At 70.4% G+C, this 21,568-nt stretch carries 18 protein-coding genes and 2 pseudogenes; 14 read left to right on the forward strand and 6 right to left on the reverse strand.

Going from position 1 to position 21,568, the window contains the following annotated elements; all coding sequences use genetic code 11:
* Nucleotides 1-156 precede the first annotated feature (156 nt).
* The 7 genes and pseudogenes from ACWD6R_RS10365 to ACWD6R_RS10395 all read left to right on the forward strand — a co-directional run bounded on the left by ACWD6R_RS10365 (nt 157) and on the right by ACWD6R_RS10395 (nt 7,861).
* A complete protein-coding gene (locus ACWD6R_RS10365; protein WP_451818312.1) occupies nt 157-3,111 on the forward strand; it encodes a bifunctional acetate--CoA ligase family protein/GNAT family N-acetyltransferase in 2,955 nt (984 codons plus the stop codon).
* A 74-nt stretch (nt 3,112-3,185) separates the two neighbouring features.
* Nucleotides 3,186-3,782, forward strand: coding sequence for a DUF5998 family protein (locus ACWD6R_RS10370; RefSeq protein WP_037701269.1), 597 nt, complete (start codon nt 3,186-3,188; stop codon nt 3,780-3,782).
* Entirely contained in the window at nt 3,782-4,969 is a 1,188-nt protein-coding gene (locus ACWD6R_RS10375) for an alkaline phosphatase family protein (protein WP_451818313.1), read from the forward strand. The genes ACWD6R_RS10370 and ACWD6R_RS10375 overlap by 1 nt, the downstream gene beginning before the upstream one ends.
* Before the next feature lie 193 nt (nt 4,970-5,162).
* Nucleotides 5,163-5,813: a thymidine kinase gene (locus ACWD6R_RS10380; RefSeq protein WP_451818314.1), complete on the forward strand. Its 651-nt coding sequence runs from the start codon at nt 5,163-5,165 to the stop codon at nt 5,811-5,813.
* A gap of 192 nt (nt 5,814-6,005) precedes the next feature.
* Entirely contained in the window at nt 6,006-6,398 is a 393-nt protein-coding gene (locus ACWD6R_RS10385) for a hypothetical protein (RefSeq protein ID WP_451818315.1), read from the forward strand.
* 111 nt (nt 6,399-6,509) lie between these two features.
* Nucleotides 6,510-6,923 (forward strand): annotated as a pseudogene (locus tag ACWD6R_RS10390) (DUF6879 family protein); the annotation flags it as partial.
* Nucleotides 6,920-7,861, forward strand: coding sequence for a helix-turn-helix domain-containing protein (locus ACWD6R_RS10395; protein ID WP_451818316.1), 942 nt, complete (start codon nt 6,920-6,922; stop codon nt 7,859-7,861). The pseudogene ACWD6R_RS10390 and the gene ACWD6R_RS10395, both read left to right, overlap by 4 nt.
* Before the next feature lie 518 nt (nt 7,862-8,379).
* Here ACWD6R_RS10395 and ACWD6R_RS10400 read toward each other — a convergent pair.
* Nucleotides 8,380-8,808 carry a VOC family protein gene (locus ACWD6R_RS10400; protein WP_127357125.1) on the reverse strand — a complete coding sequence of 143 codons (429 nt, stop codon included), beginning with the start codon at nt 8,806-8,808 and terminating at the stop codon, nt 8,380-8,382.
* Between the two features lie 34 nt (nt 8,809-8,842).
* Here ACWD6R_RS10400 and ACWD6R_RS10405 point away from each other — a divergent pair.
* A pseudogene (locus ACWD6R_RS10405) lies at nt 8,843-9,037 on the forward strand (thymidine kinase); the annotation flags it as partial.
* A gap of 305 nt (nt 9,038-9,342) precedes the next feature.
* On the opposite strand, the gene ACWD6R_RS10410 reads toward ACWD6R_RS10405, so the two are convergent.
* Complete coding sequence (locus ACWD6R_RS10410; protein WP_451818317.1) at nt 9,343-10,119, reverse strand: VOC family protein; 777 nt, start codon at nt 10,117-10,119, stop codon at nt 9,343-9,345.
* Between the two features lie 233 nt (nt 10,120-10,352).
* Here ACWD6R_RS10410 and ACWD6R_RS10415 point away from each other — a divergent pair, with 233 nt between their 5' ends.
* Nucleotides 10,353-11,180 (forward strand): sulfurtransferase, encoded by an 828-nt coding sequence (locus ACWD6R_RS10415; RefSeq protein WP_451818318.1) that lies wholly within the window; start codon nt 10,353-10,355, stop codon nt 11,178-11,180.
* A gap of 100 nt (nt 11,181-11,280) precedes the next feature.
* Here the strand turns inward: ACWD6R_RS10415 and sepH are convergent, their stop codons facing one another.
* Nucleotides 11,281-12,336: a septation protein SepH gene (gene sepH, locus ACWD6R_RS10420; protein WP_451818319.1), complete on the reverse strand. Its 1,056-nt coding sequence runs from the start codon at nt 12,334-12,336 to the stop codon at nt 11,281-11,283.
* Between the two features lie 495 nt (nt 12,337-12,831).
* Here sepH and ACWD6R_RS10425 point away from each other — a divergent pair, with 495 nt between their 5' ends.
* Complete coding sequence (locus ACWD6R_RS10425) at nt 12,832-13,953, forward strand: hypothetical protein (protein WP_451818320.1); 1,122 nt, start codon at nt 12,832-12,834, stop codon at nt 13,951-13,953.
* A gap of 16 nt (nt 13,954-13,969) precedes the next feature.
* Here ACWD6R_RS10425 and ACWD6R_RS10430 read toward each other — a convergent pair whose 3' ends face one another.
* On the reverse strand, nt 13,970-15,292 hold the full coding sequence (locus ACWD6R_RS10430) for a D-arabinono-1,4-lactone oxidase (protein ID WP_451818321.1): 1,323 nt from the start codon (nt 15,290-15,292) through the stop codon (nt 13,970-13,972).
* Entirely contained in the window at nt 15,249-16,496 is a 1,248-nt protein-coding gene (locus tag ACWD6R_RS10435) for an MFS transporter (RefSeq protein WP_451818350.1), read from the reverse strand. The genes ACWD6R_RS10430 and ACWD6R_RS10435 overlap by 44 nt, the downstream gene beginning before the upstream one ends.
* Nucleotides 16,497-16,675: 179 nt before the next feature.
* Here ACWD6R_RS10435 and ACWD6R_RS10440 point away from each other — a divergent pair, with 179 nt between their 5' ends.
* Together ACWD6R_RS10440 and ACWD6R_RS10445 are read left to right on the forward strand one after the other, a co-directional pair.
* A complete protein-coding gene (locus tag ACWD6R_RS10440; protein ID WP_451818322.1) occupies nt 16,676-17,803 on the forward strand; it encodes a ferrochelatase in 1,128 nt (375 codons plus the stop codon).
* Between the two features lie 42 nt (nt 17,804-17,845).
* A complete protein-coding gene (locus tag ACWD6R_RS10445; protein WP_451818323.1) occupies nt 17,846-18,664 on the forward strand; it encodes an inositol monophosphatase family protein in 819 nt (272 codons plus the stop codon).
* A gap of 103 nt (nt 18,665-18,767) precedes the next feature.
* Here the strand turns inward: ACWD6R_RS10445 and ACWD6R_RS10450 are convergent, their stop codons facing one another.
* Complete coding sequence (locus ACWD6R_RS10450) at nt 18,768-18,941, reverse strand: hypothetical protein (protein WP_398949305.1); 174 nt, start codon at nt 18,939-18,941, stop codon at nt 18,768-18,770.
* Nucleotides 18,942-19,298: 357 nt separating this feature from the next.
* Between ACWD6R_RS10450 and ACWD6R_RS10455 the strand changes: the two genes are divergently transcribed.
* Together ACWD6R_RS10455 and ACWD6R_RS10460 are read left to right on the forward strand one after the other, a co-directional pair.
* Nucleotides 19,299-19,952 carry a response regulator transcription factor gene (locus ACWD6R_RS10455; RefSeq protein WP_358860390.1) on the forward strand — a complete coding sequence of 218 codons (654 nt, stop codon included), beginning with the start codon at nt 19,299-19,301 and terminating at the stop codon, nt 19,950-19,952.
* Nucleotides 19,953-19,958: 6 nt separating this feature from the next.
* Complete coding sequence (locus ACWD6R_RS10460; protein ID WP_451818324.1) at nt 19,959-21,194, forward strand: sensor histidine kinase; 1,236 nt, start codon at nt 19,959-19,961, stop codon at nt 21,192-21,194.
* Nucleotides 21,195-21,568 lie beyond the last annotated feature (374 nt).

Raw genomic sequence — 21,568 nt, forward strand, 5'->3', positions numbered from 1 at the left:
GAATCAATGGTTGTCTAGACCAGTCTCTCACGCAGTCGCTGTCTTCCCGCCGACCCGCAACCCGGCCCCAGCCCGTGCCGCACGGCCGATCGGAGCTCTCAGACTGCCCCGGCCCCGGGCCCTACGCGACCGCTGACCGCGCCGTAGGCTTTGCCCATGCAGCCCGCGCCGGAGCAGAGTCCGCACCACGCGTACCCCGACCACTGGGAAGCGGACGTGGTGCTCCGCGACGGCGGTACGGCCCGCATCAGGCCCATCACCACGGACGATGCCGAGCGCCTGGTCAGCTTCTACGAGCAGGTCTCCGACGAGTCGAAGTACTACCGGTTCTTCGCTCCTTACCCCCGTCTGTCCGCCAAGGACGTCCACCGCTTCACCCATCACGACTACGTCGACCGGGTGGGGCTCGCCGTCACGGTCGGCGGTGAGTTCATCGCCACCGTCCGCTACGACCGGATCGACGCGGCCGGCCGGCCGGCCTCCGCCCCCGCCGACGAGGCCGAGGTCGCCTTTCTCGTCCAGGACGCGCACCAGGGCCGCGGCGTGGCATCGGCGCTCCTCGAACACATCGCCGCAGTGGCGCGTGAGCGCGGCATCCGGCGCTTCGCCGCCGAGGTGCTGCCCGCCAACAACAAGATGATCAAGGTGTTCCGTGACGCCGGGTACACCCAGCAGCGCAGCTTCGAGGACGGCGCCGTCCATCTCACCCTCGACCTCGAACCGACCGCCGAGTCCCTCGCCGTCCAGCGCGCCCGCGAGCAGCGGGCGGAGGCGCGGTCGGTGCAGCGGCTGATCACACCGGGGTCCGTCGCCGTCATCGGCACCGGCCGTAACCCCGGCGGGGTCGGCCGCACGGTTCTGCGCAACCTCCTCGGTGCGGGCTTCACCGGCCGTACGTACGCCGTGAACAGCTCGTTCGCCGCCGACCAGGGAACGATCGACGGCGTCCCCGCACACCGCTCCATCGGCGAGATCGGCGAACCGGTGGACCTCGCGGTCGTCGCTGTGCCCGCGGACCGGGTCCCGGAGGCCGTCGCCGACTGCGGCGAACACGGCGTCCAGGGCCTCGTGGTCCTCTCCGCCGGATATGCCGAATGGGGTGCCGAAGGCAGGGAAAGGCAGCGCGAACTGGTCCGCCAGGCCCGCTCGTACGGCATGCGCATCATCGGCCCGAACGCCTTCGGGATCATCAACAACGCGGACGGCGTACGGCTGAACGCCTCCCTCGCCCCCGAGCCGCCCACCCCGGGGCGGATCGGTCTGTTCACGCAGTCGGGCGCGATCGGCATCGCCCTGCTCTCCGGGCTCTACCGGCGCGGCGCGGGTCTGTCGACGTTCATCTCCGCGGGCAACCGCGCCGACATCTCGGGCAACGACTTTCTCCAGTACTGGTACGAGGACCCGAACACCGACGTCGCCCTGCTCTACCTCGAATCCCTCGGCAATCCGCGGAAGTTCACCCGCCTCGCGCGGCGCACCGCAGCGGTGAAGCCGGTCGTGGTGGTGAAGGGGGCCCGGCACAGCGGCAGCACCCCGCCCGGTCATGCGGTGCCGATCAGCCGGATCCCGGACGCGACGGTCTCGGCGCTCATGCGGCAGGCGGGCGTGATCCGCGTCGACACGGTGACGGAGATGGTCGACGCGGGCCTGCTCCTCGCCGACCAGCCCCTCCCCGCCGGTCCCCGGGTCGCGATCCTCGGCAACTCCGAGTCCCTGGGCCTCCTCACGTACGACGCCTGCCTGGCCGAGGGGCTGCGCCCGCGCCCGCCCCGCGACCTCACCACCGCGGCCACCCCGCAGGACTTCCGGGATGCGCTGGCGGAGGCACTCGCCGACCGGAGCTGCGACGCGGTGATCGTGACGGCGATCCCGTGGGTCGGCGAGAACGGCCAGGCGGAAACGGGGGACGGCGAGGTCCTGGCCGCCGCGCTGCGCATGGCGGCGGCCACGGGGCCGGCCAAGCCGGTGGCCGTGGTCCACGTCGAGATCGGCGGCCTGGCGGAGGCGCTCGCGGCCGCCAGCAGCACGGTCGCGGCGCCGCAGGTGGCCGCGACGGCTGCCCCGGGTGCTTCGGCCGCAGCGGACGGCAAGGGCACCCCGAGCGTCACAAGCACCACAGGCGCTTCAGCCACGCCGAGCACCACCGGCACCCCAGGCACCTCAGCTCCGCCGAATCCCCCGGCTCAGCCGAACGCCCCCGGCCCCGGTGCCCCCAAGCCGTCTGCTCCCTCCACCGGCCGGATCCCCGCCTACCCCGCCGCAGAGCGTGCCGTCCGTGCCCTCGCCGAGGCGGTGAAGTATGCGCAGTGGCGACGGCAGGCCGCGGTGCCCGGCAAGGTGCCCGAGTTCCTCGACGACACCATCGACGAGGCCTGCGCCGCCGACCGTATCGACGCCCTTCTCGGGCCCGACCCCGATCCCCGGGGCCGTCAGCTCAGCCACGACGAGGCGCGCGAACTCCTGGGCCGCTACGGCATCTCCGTACGGCCGACGCTCCCCGCCCCCGACCCGGACGCCGCCGTCGCCGCGGCTGCTCGGCTCGGCTATCCGGTGGCGCTCAAGACCACCGCACCTCATCTGCGCCACCGTGCCGACCTCGGCGGCGTCCGGCTCGACCTCGCCAACGAGACCGCGCTGCGCCGGGCGTACGGCGAGCTGACCGACCTGCTCGGGAAGCCCACCGAGTTGCAGCCGGTCGTCCAGTCCATGGCACCGCGCGGCGTGGACACCGTCGTGCAGGTCACGATCGACCCGGCGGCGGGCGCGGTCCTCTCCTTCGGTCTCGCAGGCGCGCCCTCCGAACTCCTCGGGGACACCGCCCACCGCCTCGTGCCGGCCACCGACCGCGACGCCGCCGAACTGATCCGGTCCATCCGGGCGGCCCCGGTCCTCTTCGGCTGGCGGGGCTCGGCGCCCGTCGACACCGCGGCGCTCGAGGAACTGCTGCTGAGGGTGTCCCGGCTCGTCGACGATCACCCCGAGGTGGTCTCCGTCGCACTGGAACCGGTCGTGGTCGCCACGCAGGGGCTGACCGTCCTCGGCGCGACCGTCCGGCTGGCACCGCCACCGGCCCGCACCGACCTCGGCCCCCGTCGCCTGCCCAACTACTGAATCCACGGACGATCCGCCGCAGGCTCTGTCCACAGCGTCCCCGGCAGTCATCCACCCCCCGTAGGATGGTCCGTATGGCGAAGACCGGTACGACGACCCAGGGGCTGCGCGCGGCGATCGAGCGCAGCGGCTACTACCCGGCCCTTGTGGCCGAGGCGGTGGAGGCCGCCGTCGGGGGTGAGCCGGTCGCTTCGTACCTGGTGCACCAGGAGACGACCTTCGACTCCAACGAGGTGCGCAGGCACGTCACGGTCCTGGTCCTGACGGACAACCGTTTCATCGTCAGCCACACCGACGAGCAGAACGCGGACACCAGCTCCCCGTCGCCGTACGCCACCACCTCCACCGAGTCCGTCAAGCTGGACCGGATCTCGTCCGTGGTGGTCAGTCGCGTCGTGGCCGACCCGGAGAAGTACGTCCCGGGCACACTGCCCCGCGAGGTCGTCCTGACCATCGGCTGGGGCGCGGTCTCCCGCATCGACCTGGAGCCCGCCGCCTGCGGCGACCCCAACTGCGAGGCGGACCACGGCTACACCGGCAGCTCCACCGCCGACGACTTGAGCCTGCGTGTCAGCGAGGCCGGTGACGGCCCGGACACGGTGCGGCAGACCCTTGCCTTCGCCCAGTCCCTCTCCGAGGCGACGGCCGCGACCGCGGCTACCGGCCGCTGATGGCCCAGCCGGCCTGGCAGGACCCCGTTCTGCTCCCTCTCGACACCGCTCCCGTCCCCGCGTACGGCAGCGGTTCGCTCGCCGATCTGCTGCCGACACTCGTCGCCGGACAGGGCGTGCCCGGCTTCACGGCGGCGATCCCGGAGCTCACCCCCGCCGACCGGAACTGCGTCTTCCTGATCGACGGACTCGGCTGGGAGCAGATCAAGGCCCATCCGGACGAGGCGCCGTATCTGCACTCGCTGCTCCCCACCTCTCGCGGTGGCACGGGCCGTCCCCTCACGGCGGGCTTCCCGGCCACCACCGCGACCTCGCTCGCCTCGGTCGGCACGGGGCTGCCGCCCGGCGCACACGGCCTGCCCGGCTACACCGCCCGTAATCCAGAGACCGGCGAGCTGATGAACCAGCTCCGCTGGAAGCCCTGGACCTCGCCGGCGGCCTGGCAGCCGTATCCCACCGTCTTCCGGCTCGCCGACGAGGCCGGTGTGGCGACCGCGCAGGTCTCCGCCCCGACCTTCCAGCACACCCCGCTCACCGAGGTCGCACTGAGCGGCGGCACGTTCCACGGCAGGCTCTCCGGCGAGGAGCGGATGGACCTGGCCGCGGACCGGCTCGCCGCCGGCGACCGGTCGCTCGTCTACACGTACTACAGCGAGGTCGACGGCAAGGGGCACCGCTTCGGCGTCGACTCCGACGCCTGGCGCGGCCAGCTGATGTACGTGGACGGTCTCGTGCAGCGCCTCGCCGAGCAGCTCCCGCCCCGCTCGGCGCTCTACATCACCGCCGACCACGGCATGATCGACATCCCGTTCGACGAACAGTCCCGGATCGATTTCGACGAGGACTGGGAGCTGCGCGCGGGCGTCGCCCTGCTCGGCGGCGAGGGCCGGGCCCGCCATGTGTATGCCGTCCCCGGCGCCGAGGCCGATGTGCTGACCGTCTGGCAGGAAGTGCTCGGCGAGCAGTTCTGGGTGGCGAGCCGGGACGAGGCGATCGCGGCCGGCTGGTTCGGTCCGAAGATCGACGAGCGGGTGTACGGCAGGATCGGCGACGTGGTGGCGGCCGCCCGCGACGACGTGGTGGTCACCGCGTCCGTCCAGGAGCCGCACGAATCGGCGATGGTGGGCATGCACGGCTCGATGACCCCCGTCGAGCAGCTCGTCCCGCTCCTCGAAGTACGCTCGTAACCCGTTTTTCTCCCTCTCCTGCCCTTGCTGAACCGAAAGGTGTTCACCCCCTCATGCCCGAGCTTGTGTTCTTCTCCGGAACGATGGACTGCGGAAAGAGCACCGACTTCCTTGGGAATCCGTCATCTCATACTGGGATCGCTGAGCGCTGCTGCCCCTCGGTCTGTCCGCCCCGAAAGGTCACCCTCTCCTGATGTCCGAATTGGTATTTTTCTCCGGAACTATGGATTGCGGGAAGAGTACTTTGGCGCTCCAAATTGGGCACAATCGGTCGGCGCGGGGTCTCCAGGGTGTGATCTTTACCCGGGATGACCGAGCGGGTGAGGGCAAGTTGTCATCACGGCTCGGCCTCGTAACGGAGGCGGTCGAGGCGGACGAGGGGATGGACTTGTACGCGTACCTGGTTGCTCAGCTGTCGAAGGGCGGCAGAGTCGACTACGTGATCGTGGACGAGGCGCAGTTCCTGGCTCCGGCGCAGATTGATCAGCTGGCTCGCGTCGTGGACGACTTGGAGATGGACGTCTTCGCCTTCGGTATCACCACAGACTTTCGTACGAGGCTGTTCCCCGGCTCGCAGAGGCTGATCGAGTTGGCGGACCGGATCGAGCAGCTCCAAGTCGAAGCTCTCTGCTGGTGCGGAGCCCGTGCCACGCACAATGCGCGGACCATAGAAGGTGAGATGGTCGTCGAGGGAGCTCAGGTCGTAGTCGGTGACGTGAATCGCCCGGCGGGCGAGGTCGGTTACGAGGTTCTCTGCCGCCGTCACCACCGGCGCCGCATGACCGCCGCATCCGCTAACGTGGGCGCACTATCTCCAGATGTTCTGCCGGTGCCATCTGCTTGACGCCAACTCATCGCAGTGGCCATGGAGTTGGGTGATGTGGTGGAGTTCCGCTTCAACGTGTAGTGCCTGATTCCTTGATCGGCCGAAGTGGCTGATCAGGATAGGAAACCTCAGGTCAGGGGCCAGATCTTCGGGTCTGGCCCTTCCTGTTTTCTCCGGCCGATTCAGGGCTTTTCCTGGTCCTGTGCGGACTTGGTGCTGACCCTGGAGAGCGGCCGGGAGAGCGCTCACCTGGAGCTTCGACGGGAGGAGAGAAGGCTGCTCGCGTGGGTGACGCGAGACGAGCGACGAGGGAGAGGTTTCCCGTTCCGGAAACTCGAACCCCTTGTGGCTCAGGCCAGCGGCTGGGAACGACGGACGGAACACCGGAGCACGGGAACGAGGGGGCACCGTATGAGGCTGACGAAGCTGGCCACGACCTGTGAGAACGGGGACTGTCCCACCCTGTACGCGACCGACAGGGGAACCCTGATCGTGCAGGGGGATGTGCCGGCGGGACACGGTCTCGACGTGCCGGAGGGCGAAGCCCTGGTGGAAATCCCGATGGACCTCATCCGGAAGGCAATCCGTGATCAGCGCATCTAACGACCTGGCCGCCCGCTTCTCCAACTTCCAGGAAGAGGCGTTCCGGCTGGGACTCTCGACGACTACAGCAACTCCGGAAACCCGGCCGCCTTTCATGCCTTCCTCGCCGGGGAGCCGAAGCCCGAGGACTACAACGCGGCCTGGCTTGAGACTGTGGGTAAGGCGACGAAGAGCGGAAGGCGCATGGTGCGCGTCCATGTCCTGTCACGCCCGCTCACGCCGTACCTCCGATACGAGCTGAGCTGGGGCTACCTGACGAACATGACCGCGGGCGAGGAGTTCCACATCCTCGACATCACCGACCGTGAGAATCCCTTGGAAGGTGTGCCGGACTTCTGGCTCTTCGACGGCCGGGAGCCGGTCGTCCTCAACTACGACGAGAACGGCGCGTTCACCGGTCCGACCTTCGTCCCCGCCCAGGGGGCGCTCCTGGTTCGCGAGGAATTCGCGTACACCACTTACCGCAGCATGGCTCTGGGGCTGTCGGAGCCGTTCACCGAGTGGTGGGCGAAGTACGGGGAGTGAACCGGACCGAACTCGGCGCGGCACTGCGGGCCCTGCGGCAGGCATCCGGCAAGGAAGTCAAGACCGTGGCCCGCAGTGCCGTCATGTCGACGGCCAAGCTGTCGAAGATCGAGAACGGCCGGGTGGCCGTCGCGACGGCGGACGTAGAACGCATTCTCACGGCCTTGGGCGTATCGCCGGAGAACAAGGCCGAGTACCTCGCCGTAGCCCGCGCACAGGCTACAGAGGCGACCGCATGGCGTCTCTTTCGGCGCATGGGCTACCACAAGAAGCAGGAGCAGATCAGGGCGCTTGAGTCCTCGATGACGCTCCTGCGCCTCTTCCAACCCTCCCTGGTTCCCGGCCTGCTCCAGACGCCGGAGTACATCCGGGCCGTGCTGGAACCGAAGGGGCTCACGGACGAACAGCTCTCGCGTACGGTGTCGGCCCGGATCGAGCGGCAAAGGGTCCTGTACGAAACGGGCAAGACCCTGCGCTTCGTGATCACGGAACCTGTCCTGCGCTGGCGTCTCCTCCTCCCCGCCGCGATGATGGCGGGGCAGCTGGACCGCATTGTGTCCGTGTCCCGCCTCCCCAACGTGGACGTGCGAGTGGTTTCCCTCGACACTCCGCAGCGCGACGTTCCCGGCCACTCCTTCGTCATCCGGGACGACCGAGTGGTGACCGTCGAGACCACCCACGCGGAAATGATCGTGACCGACCCGCGGGAGTTGGCCAATGCGCCGGAGCGGGACGCCGAGTGGGTTGCTGCCATGTTGCGTCGGTTCGGGATCTCCCCCGAGGGCGAGGCCCATGCGGCTCCGGCTTCTACCGTGAACGGGGTAGTGCGAGACGGCAGGGGGCAGGCTCCCAGCGGACACGAGACAGCCCCCGGCGAGGGCGAACCGCCCCAGAATGGTGGGTTGGGTGGTGTGGGACGCCTCTCGGCGGAGGATTAGCCGACCAGGGAGGCGCAGGCCAGGAACGGCCCAGCCGCCTTACTCCATGACTCGCCCCGCGCAAGAGCAGCCGCCCCCTCCGTGCGCAGTGACTCGATCACGGGCGCGAGGAAGTCTGTCCGCCAATGCTGCACGGTCTCCGGCTTCATGCCGCTTGCATCGACCACGGGCAGCGGCGAGGAACCGGGAGAGGCGAAGGGGTGGGGTATGACCCCCGGAGTCGTGTGCCCCGGGCCGCCACGTCTTAGCAGCTCGGATTCTGCCACGGTTCCGGGGTCGAAGAGGGGCTCGCACCCGCCGCACCAAGCCGCCGCATACGTGCAGGTCAGCGGCTGTGTGAGCGGCCTGCGCCGCATCCGCCGACACTGCACAGGATGGTGTCCCGCCGAATGGTGTAGCAGCGATCCCCTCTCATGGCCCGCGGGTACCAAGCCGCTGACCAGCGGGGGCGTCAGACGCTGCCGCGCCCCTACACCGCTCTGCGGGACATGACCGAACGAAGGCGCGTTCGCGGCCCCTCAGTCGATACAGAACTCGTTGCCCTCGATGTCCTGCATCGGAATGCACGAATCATTGCCGTCATACAGCGTTCGCACGTGTACCGCGCCGAGCGGGACCAGTCGTGCGCACTCGGCCTCAAGTGCGGCGAGGCGCTCTTCACCCACGAGTCCGGTGCCGACCCGCACGTCAAGATGCAGCCGGTTCTTGGCGGCCTTCCCTTCGGGGACGCGCTGGAAGTACAGTCGCGGGCCCACGCCTGAGGGATCACTGCAGGCAAACCATGCGTCCTGCTGCTCAGGTGGCAGCGAGCGCTTGAAATCGTCCCAAGTGGCAAACCCCTCCGGTGGCGGCGGTACGACGTACCCCAACACCTCGCACCAGAAACGAGCGAGGCGCTCAGGTTCTGCGCAGTCGAAGGTGACTTGGAACTTCTTGATCGACATCACCGGGCCACCATATTGGCGCGTGCTGCTCAGCGAAACCCCCAACGCCCGCACGGTGGGAGGCGAGATGGTCGTCGAAGGCGCCCAGGTCGTGGTGGGGGACGTCAACCAGCAGGCGGACGAGGTCGGTTACGAGGTGCTGTGCAGGCGCCACTACCAGCGCAGGATGACCAGTGCGACGGCCCGCGCGGGTGTGCTGTCGCCGGACGTCCTTCCGGTGACGTCCGGCTGAGCCGCCGCCGGACCCGCAGAGCCCCCTTCCAGGTCTCGTCTCCGCGTTGTCCCTGGCTCGCTGGACACCACCGTCACCTCGCGGCTTCACCCCGAGGGGACGGGCACCCGGCTGTTTCTGGAACATGCCGGGTTCGACGTCGACTCGCCCCTGGGCAAAGCGGCGTTCCACGGCATGGGCGACCGGTGGCCGGACGTCCTGCTGCGCATCGAACCGGCGCTCGCCGGTGGGGACCGGTAGCGGGCCCGCGCGAACGGAAGGGGCTCGGGCGGCGCGGCGGACGCGGCCGCCCACGGCGTAAGGGATCACCGTTCCTCGGACCGTACGATCGTGAAGGCGGCGCCCTCCGGATCCGCGACCGTCGCCACGCGCCCGCTCGACCCGTCCCGCGGGGGCTGCAGCACATGCCCGCCGAGATCCACCACCCGTGCGGCCGCCTCGTCGGTGTCGGCGACCTCGAAGTACGTCATCCAGTGCGGGCCCCGGTCGCGCGGCAGGGCGCGGCCGACGCCGTGCAGCGAGGCCACCGGGCGGCCGTTCAGGTGCAGGGTCTGGTAGTCGAAGTCGGCCGAGACCACCGCCTCTGCGTCGTAGCCGAAGACCGCCTGGTAGAACTTGGCGACCGTCGAGGTCTCGCGGGTCACCAGCTCGTTCCAGACCGGGGTGCCGGGGACCCGCGCCAGCGCCGTACCGAGATGCGCGGCGGCCTGCCAGATCCCGAAGACCGCACCGCTCGGGTCGGAGGCAATGGCGAGCCGGCCGGCCTCACCGGCGTCCAGCGGTCCCACGGCGACGGTGCCGCCGCAGGAGCGGATGGTCTCCGCCGTGACGTCGGCGTCGTCGGTGGCCAGATAGGTCGTCCAGGCGACCGGCAGGTGCCGTTCCGGCGGCAGCTGCCCGATGCCCGCGACCTCCATCCCGTCGATCAGCGCCCGCACGTACGGGCCCAGTTGCTGGGGGCCGGGACCGAACTCCCAGCCGAACAGCTCGGCGTAGAACTTCTGGGTCGTGGACAGGCCGTGCACGATCAGACTCACCCAGCAAGGTGTTCCGGGTGTGCGCCGAACGGCAGCCTCGGTCATCGTCACTCTCTCCTCGGACCATCGTGGTGGCCGTACGGGGGGAACGGGGCCGACGCGCCGACCGGCGGTGCGGGATGTGTACGCCCCGTGCAGATGCTTGCACCACCCGGCGCGCGATGCGCCCCGGCCGCGCCGCATGTTCCCGGATCTCGACAGAGGGAGTCCGTTTTGATGCGGTACATCCGTTTCGGCGTTGTTACCGGTGTGCAGGCTTCTGCGCGAGGATGGCACCCATGAAGCCCATCATCTCCGCATTCGAATGTGCGAGCGAGTCGGCGGGGCCACGTCCGCCGGTGCTCCTGGACGTGCGTTGGCAGCTCGGTGGACCGCACGGCCGTCCCGACTACGAGGCCGGGCACATCCCCGGTGCGGTCTTTGTCGATCTGGACGCGGAACTCGCCGGTCCGGCAGGCAGCGGCGGCCGTCATCCACTGCCCGACCCCGAGGAATTCGGCGCCGTGATGCGCCGCGCCGGGGTCTCCCGCGACACTCCGGTCGTGGTGTACGACGGCGGTCAGGGCTGGGCCGCGGCACGCGCCTGGTGGCTGCTGCGCTGGACGGGCCACCCGGACGTCCGCGTGCTGGACGGCGGTCTCGCCGCCTGGGACGGTGAGCTCTCCACCGAGTCGCCCACCCCGGCCGAGGGCGACTTCAGGCCCGAACCGGGTGCGCTGCCCCTGCTGGACGCGGAAGGCGCGGCGGCGCTGGCCCGCTCCGGACTGCTGCTCGACGCGCGGGCCGCGGAGCGCTACCGCGGCGACGTGGAGCCGATCGACCGGGTCGGCGGCCACATCCCCGGTGCGGTCTCGGCCCCGACGTCCGAGAACACGGGTGGTGACGGGCGGTTCCTGCCCGCGGAGGCGCTGGCCGCCCGCTTCAAGGAGCTCGGTACGGACGGGGCGCCGGAGGTCGGCGTCTACTGCGGCTCCGGGGTCTCCGGCGCGCACGAGGTGCTGGCCCTGGCCGTCGCGGGAATTCCCGCCGCGCTGTATGCGGGATCCTGGTCCGAGTGGTCCGCCGACGAGTCCCGGCCGGTGGCCACGGGCCCCGACCCCCGGTAGCGGCGCCATCCGGAACTGCGGCGACCGGTTCCGGAGGCAGACCGCACGAGGGCCCGTACGCAGCTGCGTACGGGCCCTCGTCATGCCACGGTCACCCGGGTCAGTCCTGCTTCTTGCGGCGGGTGCCGAAGACGATCTCGTCCCAGCTCGGCACCGCGGCCCGGCGGCCCGGACGGACACCGTCCGCCTCTGCCTGGCGGTCAGTCGTCCCGGTCAACCGGTCGCGGTGACCGGCCACCGCGCGCGGCATCAGCACATCCGCATAAGCGGAACCGGCGCCCGCGGAGGCTGCCGCGGCCGGCGGGTCGTCGGCCTCCGGCTCCTGCGCGGCGGGCTCGGTCGTCGGCGGCTCGGGCCGCTCCGGCACCACCATGTCGCCACGGAAGCTCGGCACGGCCTCCAGCAGGCTGGTCAGCGAGTCACGCTCACTGGCCGAGACTCCGACGATGCGCTCCTCCGGCTCGGGCGGAGGCGGCGGAGCGGGCCGTTCCATCTGACGGTCGAGCGCACGGTCCAGCGGCCGGTCGCGCGGCAGCCGGGCGATCCGGGGCACGAACGGGAAGCTCGGCTCGGGCGCGGCGACATCGTCGGTCTCGCCGATCAGTGAACGCGCCTCGTCGTCCACGGCCTGGACCAGCCGTCGCGGCGGGTCGTACGTCCAGCTCGCCGAGTGCGGCTCGCCCGCGACCCGGTACACCAGCAGAACCTCCCAGGTGCCGTCGTCACGACGCCAGGAGTCCCACTGGACGGTTTCCTTGTCGGCGCCGCGCAGCAGCAGACGCTCCTGCACCGCCTCGCCGAGCTGGGGGCCGGTGTTCTCGCCGGGACGGCGCACGGGAGTCTTCCGGGCCCGCTCGGCCATGAAGGCACGCTCCGCGAGCACGGGGCCCTCGAAGCGGCGGACGCGGTCGACCGGAATTCCGGCGAACTGAGCGACCTCCTCCGCGGAGGCACCGGCTCGTATCCGGGCCTGGATGTCGCGGGGGCGGAGGTGACTCTCCACCTCGATCTCGATCTGGCCGAGCCGCGCGCGGTCGTTGCGCACGGCGGCGCGCAGCCGCTCGTCGATCGGAAGCGTGTACTCCGTGCTGTCCGCAGCCTTGAGCACCAGTCGTGTGCCGTCGTTGGAGACGGCCACGACACGCAGTTCGGGCATGGGGACCTCCCGGGTGGTGCCTGCCGACGTCACGTGCGTCGCTGCTTCCGCTAGTCGAGTGTGGCCTGCCCGGGTGCAGCCTGCCACAACATTGCCGTGTTGCCCGGCGTGTCGGGCGTGAGCCCTGGATCGCCGGTATGACACGGTGACCATTGCGCAACGCTGAGTGACCAAATGTCACCCCGCGTAGCTGGCCCCCGTGTGATGCCGTGGCGCCGCCGGATAGAGTGCCTCCTTCGGCCCCGTCCCGAAGGTCTCGGACCCCACGTGGGAGTCCGGCCCCAGGGCTCGCCACAGTACTCCATTCGGGCCACGTGGGTGGACCGGCGCGCCGCCGAAGTTCTCGGCGGATGCGGGAGTCCAACTACCCAGCTGGACGCGAAATGCCCATGATGCGTGTCCTGCTTCACAGAATCACCTGAAGTGGAACTATTCACTTCGCCCAATTGTCCCTTCCTGTTGCATGGTGGGAGAGATGTCAATCAAGGGCTGGAAATGGTGCAGAAGCCGGAAAGTGACACAGAACCCAGAGAAAGGCGTATCGATCTGAGCCTTCCGCAGGTTGCCGGCAGTGCAGTGGCAGCGGTCGCGGCGGCAGTGGCGGCCTCGCAACTGGGTGTGTACGGAACGATTCTCGGCGCCGGAGTGATGAGCATCGTCGCCACCTGCGGCGGCTCGGTCTTCCAGCACTTCTTCCGTCGCACGGGCGAGCAGATCCGCGAGGTCACGGTCCAGGCGAAGTTCACGGGCCGGGAGACCCGCGGGGCGAGCGGGACGCGTGAGGTGCGGGACGCGTACGGCGCGCCGGATCCGCAGAAGGTACGCGCGGCACGCGAGGTGGCGGAGCGCGAGACGTGGGGTGCTCACCGGCCGCCCGACGGATCCGCGGACGCGACGGCGGTGCTGCGTACGGTCACGGCCGACCCGGACCGTACGCAGCTGCTGAAGCCGCTCGCCGATCACGAGTCCCGGCCGCTGAGGCCCCTCGGCACGGACAGGACCCAGCTGCTCACGTCTCCCGACACGGATGGGACCCGGCTGTTCGAGCCACGTGCCGGGGACGGGGCCCGGCGGCCGGTGCCGCACGGCGCGGCCCCGGACGAGGAGTTCTCCGCGTCGACCATCCACGGCACCCGCATCCGCGGCTGGAAGCGGTCGGCCGTCGGGGCCGCTGCGGTCTTCGCCGTGTCGATGGCCGGGATCACCACGTACGAGCTCGTCTCCGGCAGCGATCTGAGCGGTGGTCACGGAACGACCGTGGGATCCGTCGTACGCGGCGGGGAGCGGGGCTCAGGGCCCGCCGACCCGGCACCGTCCGTCAGCACGGACCCGGGTCAGGGGCGGACGCCAGGTCAGGAGAGCGGCGGGACGCCGGGCGCGGACTCGCAGGGCGGGCAGAGCCCGAGTCCGGGCACCGGCCAGGGCGACCGCCCCACAGCCGAGCCGACGCCCACGCCCACACCGTCGAACTCGGGCGGCGGCCCGACGACTCCGGCTCCCACGCCCACTCCGACGGCACCCGGCGACTCCAGCAGCGTCGCCCCGGACCCCACCGGTGCGGGCATCGCCCCGGGGCAGGAGGAACCGGCCACGACCGGCACGGGCGCCGGCCGGTGACCGGCCGGCGCGGCGGTCAGTCGCCCAGGACCCGGCGCAGATAGTCGTTGGTGAAGAGCCGGTCCGGGTCCAGCCGGTCGCGCACGGCGCTGAACTCGCCGAACCGCGGGTACACCCCGGCCAGGTACTCTGCATCGCGGGTGTTGACCTTGCCCCAGTGCGGGCGGCCGCCGTGCGCGGTCATGATCCGCTCGACCGCGGTGAAGTACGCCTGGTAGGGCGTGCCCTTGTACAGATGGACGGCGATGTACGCGCTCTCCCGGCCCGCGGCCGTGGAGAGCGCGATGTCGTCCGCGGGGGCTGTGCGGACCTCCACCGGGAAGCCGATCCGCAACGGCGAGCGGTCGACCATCGCCCTGACCTCGCGCAGCGCCTCCGTCGCGGCCTCGCGCGGCAGGGCGTATTCCATCTCCACGAAGCGGACCCGGCGCGGGCTGGTGAAGACCTTGTACGGGATGTCGGTGTAGGTACGGGCCGACAGGGCACGGCTGGAGAGCTTGGCGATCGACGGGATGGTGGCGGGGACCGCCCGGCCGAGCGAACAGGCCACCTGGAAGATTCCGTTGGAGAGGAGCTCGTCCTCGATCCAGCCGCTGACCTTTCCGGGCGGTGCGGCGGGGCCCGCGCTGCGGTTGTTGCGCTTGGTGTTGCAGTTGCCGGTGTGCGGGAACCAGTAGAACTCGAAGTGCTCGTTCTCGGCGACCAGTTCGTCGAAGTCGGACGTGACCTTGTCGAAGGTCATCGGCTCCTCGCGGGCCGTCAACAGGAAGACCGGCTCCACGGCGAACGTGATCGCCGTGATGACACCGAGTGCGCCGAGCCCGATCCGGGCGACGGCGAAGATGTCGGCGTTCTCCTTATCGGAGCAGGTCAGCACCGTGCCGTCCGCCGTGACCAGTTCGAGGGCGCGGATCTGGGCGGATATGGACGCCGAGTCGCGGCCGGTGCCGTGGGTGCCGGTCGAGGTGGCCCCGGCGACCGTCTGCTCCATGATGTCGCCCATGTTGGTGAGTGACAGGCCCTCCCGGGCGAGCGCGACGTTGAGCCGCTTCAGCGGGGTGCCGGCCTCGACGGTCACCGTCATCGCTGTGCGGTCGATCTCGCGGATGCCGGTGAGCAGATCGGGGCGGATCAACAGGCCGTCGGTGGCGGCGGTCGCGGTGAAGGAGTGCCCGGTGCCGACCGGCTTCACCTTCAGGCCGTCCTCGGACGCCCGGCGCAGCGCCTCGGCGAGCTCGTCCACGGAGGCGGGGGAGACGGCCCGTGCCGGACGCGCGGTTACATTCCCCGCCCAGTTACGCCACGCGCTCGTCGTCGTCCGTGCGTAGGTGTCGGTCATCTTCCCCGCGCCTTCCCGTAGGAACCGGCTCGGCAAGCCGGCGATACCCCAGGAACGCCACCGCGGCCGCGAGCGCTCCCGCCACGGTGGGCACCGCGTACCCCGCCTTCGCCCCGGACGCGTCGACGACCCAGCCGGCGGCCGAGGAGCCGAGCGCCACGCCGACCGCGAGCCCGGTACTGGTCCAGGTCATGCCCTCGGTCAGCTTGGTGCGCGGTACGTGCTGCTCGACGAGGGCCATGGTGGTGACCATCGTCGGTGCGATGGCGAGACCCGCGACAAAGAGCGCCACGGCCAGGAACAGCAGGCTCCCGGCCAGTTGGAGGGGGATCATACTCACGGCCATGGCGCACACCCCCACCAGCCACCTGGTGGATGCCCTCCCCTTGAGACGGAGCAGTCCGAAGACGGCTCCGGCGAGGCAGGACCCCAGCGCGTACACGGCCAGCACCAGGCTCGCCGCGGCCTTGTGCCCCTGGTCCTCGGCGAAGGCCACCGTCACCACATCGACCGCACCGAAGATCGCGCCGGTCGCCACGAAGGTGCCCACGAGCACCTGGAGACCGGGGGAGCGCAGCGCCGAGCCGTCGGTGTGCTGCTCGCGCGGATGCGGGACCGGCTCGGTGGCGCGCTGGGCGGTCAGCCAGACGACGCCGGCCAGCAGGAACCCGGCGGCCAGCAGTGGACCCGCCTCCGGGAACCAGGCAGTGGACAGACCGATCGAGATGATCGGCCCGAAGATGAAGCACGCCTCGTCGACGATCGACTCCCACGAGTACGCCGTGTGCAACTGCTGCGGCGAGCCCCGGTAGATCTCCGCCCAGCGGGCCCGGATCATCGACCCCACACTGGGCACGCAGCCGGCACCGGCGGCGAACACGAAGAGGGTCCAGTCCGGCAGCCGCTGCTGCGCGCAGATCAGCAGCCCGGCCACCGCCGCCAGCGCGACGAGGGTGACGGGGCGCAGGATGCGGCGCTGCCCGTGCCGGTCGACCAGCCGGGAGACCTGCGGTCCCAGCACCGCCGCCGACATCGCCAGCGTCGCGGAGAGCGCGCCCGCGAGACCGTAACGGCCGGTGATCTGGGAAACCATGGTCACCACACCGATGCCCATCATGGACAGCGGCATCCGGCCGAGGAATCCGGCAGCCGAGAACCCCTTGGTGCCGGGGGCGGCGAAGATCGCGCGGTAGGGACTGGGCAAGGAGGGCTCCGGTACGGCGAGGTCACACGGGGTGTCAGAGATGCGTGTCATGCGTGAAGGCGGCCGATACAGCTTACGGGCGGTGCACGGCGTCCGGCGCCGGGGCGGATACCGGGTCACGGGCACGCCGGTGGATGTCGGTTGGAGCGCCGTCACAGGCGGATGGCAGGATCGTTCCCATGTCCGATCTGCGTGCTCCCGCTCCCTACGACGCCCTGCTGCTGCTCTCCTTCGGCGGCCCCGAGGGCCCGGACGACGTGGTCCCGTTCCTGGCGAACGTGACCCGCGGCCGCGGCATCCCCGAGGAGCGGCTGAAGGAGGTCGGAAAGCACTACTTCCTGTTCGGCGGCGTCAGCCCGATCAACGCCCAGAACAGGGGCCTGCTGGACGCCCTGCGCAAGGACTTCGCGGACCACGGACTCGACCTGCCGGTGTACTGGGGCAACCGCAACTGGGCGCCCTGCCTCACCGACACCCTGCGCGAGATGGTTGCCGGCGGACACCGCCGCATCGCCGTCCTCGCCACCAGCGCCTACGCCTCGTACTCCGGCTGCCGCCAGTACCGTGAGAACCTCGCCGAGTCGCTGGCCGTGCTGGAGGCCGAGGGGCTGCCGGTGCCGCGCGTGGACAAGCTCCGGCACTACTTCAACCATCCGGGCTTCGTCCGGCCCATGGTGGAGGGTGTCCTCACGTCGCTGGCCGAGCTTCCCGAAGAGGACAGGGCCGGGGCGCACCTCGCCTTCACCACACACTCCATCCCCACCTCCGCCGCCGACACCTCCGGCCCCGAGGAGGCGCACGGCGACGGCGGCGCGTATGTCGCCGAGCATCTCGACGTCGCCCGGGTGATCGTCGACGCGGTGCGTGAGGAGACCGGCGTCGCGTATCCCTGGCAGCTCGTCTACCAGTCGCGCAGCGGCGCCCCGCACATCCCCTGGCTGGAGCCCGACATCTGCGACCACCTGGAGGCGCTCCACGGGGCGGGCGTGCCCGCTGTGGTGATGGCCCCCATCGGCTTCGTCTCGGACCACATGGAGGTCCTGTACGACCTCGACACCGAGGCCACCGCGAAGGCCGCCGAGCTCGGTCTGCCGGTGCGGCGGTCCGCGACGGCCGGTGCGGACCCGCGGTTCGCCGCGGCCGTGCGCGAGCTGGTCCTGGAGCGCGCCGCCACCGAGCGGGGACGCACGGTGGAGCGGTGCGCGCTCGGGGCGCTCGGTCCGAGCCACGATCTCTGCCCCGTCGGCTGCTGCCCGGCCCGTGCCCTCAAGCCCGCCGCGGCGGGCGCCGACAGTCCCTACGCCTAGGAGCGTTGTACCTCTGTGACCCCTGTGAGCCCTGTGCCCTCTGTGGCCGACCCCGTCCTGTCCGAACTGCTCGGCCTCGCCCTGGAGGCCGCCCGGCGCGCCGGTGCGCTGCTCCGCGACGGCCGCCCCGCCGATCTCGGGGTGGCCGCGACCAAGTCCAGCCCCATCGACGTCGTCACCGAGATGGACATCGCCGCCGAGAAGCTGATCACCGGCTTCCTCGCCGAGCGCCGCCCCCAGGACGGCTTCCTCGGCGAGGAGGGTGCCAGCTCCGCGGGCAGCAGCGGCATCCGCTGGGTCATCGATCCGCTCGACGGCACGGTGAACTACCTCTACGGGCTGCCGACCTGGGCCGTCTCCATCGCAGCGGAACGGGACGGCGAGCGTGTCGTGGGCGTGGTGGAGGCCCCGATGCGCCGTGAGACGTACCACGCGGTCCTCGGCGGCGGTGCGTACGCAAAGGGCGGCGCGTACGGCGACGGCACCGCGCTGCGCACCCGGCCCGCACCGCCGCTCGACCAGGCGCTGGTCTCGACCGGCTTCAACTACGTCACCGACGTCCGTACGCACCAGGCGGACGTCGCCCGGCAGCTGATCCCGAAACTCCGCGACATCCGGCGCAGCGGCTCCGCCGCCGTCGATCTCTGCGATGTCGCCGCGGGCCGGCTGGACGGCTACTACGAGCGCGGGCTCCACCCCTGGGACCTCGCCGCCGGTGACCTGATCGCCCGGGAGGCCGGCGCCCGCACCGGCGGCCGGCCCGGACTGCCCGCCGACGGCGACCTGACCGTGGCCGCGTCACCGGGCGTCTTCGAGCCCCTGCAGACCCTCCTGGAGGATCTGGGCGCCTGGCACGACTGACGCACCCGGCCGCAAAGCGCCTGGTGCGCGCTGTGGCGGGCGTTCACGGACAGCACAGGGCCCCCCGGCGTCATGGACGACGCCGGGGCCCTGTGCCGACTGCTCAGACGGCCGTGGCGCCGACTTCGACACCGTGCTCGGCGGCGAGGCGGTGCAGGTCGTCCAGCTCTCCCTGCTCGACATCCGCGAGGAAGTCGTCGCCCGTCTCGCGGGCCCTGGTGAGGTCGGACTCGGTGGTCTTGATTCGCTGCAGCAGACCTGCGGTGAAAGCGTCCATGGTGCGCCCCCTCATCGTGGGTCGGTGGCACGGGGGTGTGCCCGGGTTTCCCTCCGCCAGGGGCGGTAGGGCGGGTGATCACGCACTCTCCGGGGACGGAGCGGCCGTGGTGCGCCACATGCATGGCGTGATCGCGGGTGTGAATTCGTCCTCCCCAGGCTCTGGCTCAGAGAAACCTCAACTGGCCCGGAAATCCGGTGAATTCCCCGAAGCCGCAGGTCGCGCCGCGCCGCCTTACCGCCGGTTTATACGCGTTGCAGGCAGGATGGTGCCGCACAGACAGTGCTGCTGAGCCGGTCCGATCACGGTCCGTGGGCTCATTCGAACGTTCTGAAGTTTCTAAGGAAGGACAGCGCCGTGCGTGTACTCGTCGTGGAGGACGAGCAGTTGCTCGCCGATGCGGTGGCCACCGGACTGCGCCGGGAGGCCATGGCGGTCGACGTCGTGTACGACGGTGCGGCGGCCCTGGAGCGCATCGAGGTCAATGACTACGACGTCGTGGTGCTGGACCGGGACCTCCCCCTGGTGCACGGCGACGACGTCTGCCGCCGGATCGTCGAGCTGGGCATGCCGACCCGGGTGCTCATGCTCACGGCCTCCGGGGACGTCAGCGACCGGGTGGAGGGCCTGGAGCTCGGCGCCGACGACTACCTGCCGAAGCCGTTCGCCTTCAGTGAGCTGACCGCGCGGGTGCGGGCCCTGGGGCGCCGCACGACGGTCGCGCTGCCGCCCATCCTGGAGCGCGCCGGCATCAAGCTGGACCCCAACCGCCGCGAGGTCTTCCGCGACGCGCAGGAGATCCAGCTCGCGCCGAAGGAGTTCGCGGTGCTGGAGGTCCTGATGCGCAGCGAGGGCGCGGTCGTCTCCGCGGAGCAACTGCTGGAGAAGGCCTGGGACGAGAACACCGACCCGTTCACCAATGTGGTCCGGGTGACGGTCATGACCCTGCGCCGCAAGCTCGGGGAGCCACCCGTCATCGTCACCGTGCCCGGCTCCGGTTACCGGATCTGAGGCCCGGTGTCCACCATCCCGGCGCCCCCGACAGCGCCCCCGAAACCCACCTGGGACCCCAAACAGCTGGAGCCCCCGTACCCCTGGCTGCGCCCGACCATCCGGATACGGCTCACGCTTCTGTACGGCGGGATGTTCCTGATCGCCGGCATCCTGCTGCTCTCGATCATCTACATGCTGGCCGCACAGGCCCTGCACGTGGGCAGTGAGCTGCCGTTCAAGGTCGTCAGCGGCCAGGTCTCCAGCGATCTGTGCAACCTCTCCGGAGAGGGGTCGTCACCGGCTGCCGTCAACGCGGCCATGAGCGCGTGTGTCAACCATCAGCGCCAGGAGGCGCTCGACACCCTCCTGAACCGTTCACTGCTGGCCCTCGTCGGTCTGAGCGTCATCGCCTTCGCCTTCGGCTACGCCATGGCGGGCCGGGTGCTCTCCCCACTGGGCCGCATCACCCGCACCGCCCGCCGGGTGGCCGGGACGGACCTGTCCCGGCGGATCGAGCTGGATGGTCCCGACGACGAGCTCAAGGAGCTCGCCGACACCTTCGACGACATGCTCGACCGGCTGGAGCGGGCCTTCACCGCGCAGCAGCGGTTCGTCGGGAACGCCTCGCACGAGCTGCGTACCCCGCTCGCGATCAACCGCACCCTGCTGGAGGTCCACCTCTCCGACCCGCAGGCTCCGCCGGAGCTCCAGCAGCTCGGCAAGACCCTGCTGGCCACCAACGAGCGCAGCGAGCAGCTGGTCGAGGGGCTGCTGCTGCTCGCTCGCAGCGACAACCAGATCATCGAGCGCAAGCCGGTCGACCTCGCGGAGGTCGCCACGCGCGCGCTCGACCAGACCCGGGCCGAGGCCGAGCAGAAGGGCGTGGAGATCCGTGAGGAGATCGTGCCCGCCGTCGTCCAGGGCAACGGTGTCCTGCTGGAGCGGATCGCGCTGAACCTCGTACAGAACGCCGTGCGCTACAACATCCGGGAGGAGGGCTGGGTGGAAGTCACCACCGAGCTGCAGCCCGGCCAGGCGTTGCTGGTGGTCTCGAACACCGGCCCCGTGGTGCCGGCGTACGAGATCGACAACCTCTTCGAGCCCTTCAGACGGCTCCGTACGGAGCGAACGGGCAGCGACAAGGGGGTCGGGCTCGGCCTGTCGATCGCGCGGTCCGTGGCGCGTGCTCACGGCGGCCGTATCATCGCGGAACCCCGTGAGGGTGGTGGCCTCGTGATGCGCGTGACCCTGCCGGTCTGAGAGGCTGAGTCGAGCGATACACACAGGGATTACTTCGTTCGCTTTGAGCGGAATTTTCGGGACCCGTGCCCGTGGGATCCGTGTGTGATCGATCACAGGAGCGAATTTCGGGCGTTCCACGCTCCGTGACCAGGCCTCCTACCCAAAATCCGGCAAAAGTCGGGGTTTTCGAGGGCCGATATCACGGGAAGTACACGGGGTGGCGCCCGTGAAGCGCAGCACTCGGACCGTGTACGGTCCCCTTCGCCACCCAAGCCGACCACTTCAGAGAGGTCCGCTCGGGTGTCGATTGAGTAACAGACCTTGATGTGAGGCAAAATCTCCGCCTCGGGTCGGGCACAAGTCCGGCCTCTCACGCGTTACGAGCGCTGAGA

Source organism: Streptomyces sp. NPDC005151, assembly GCF_053599875.1.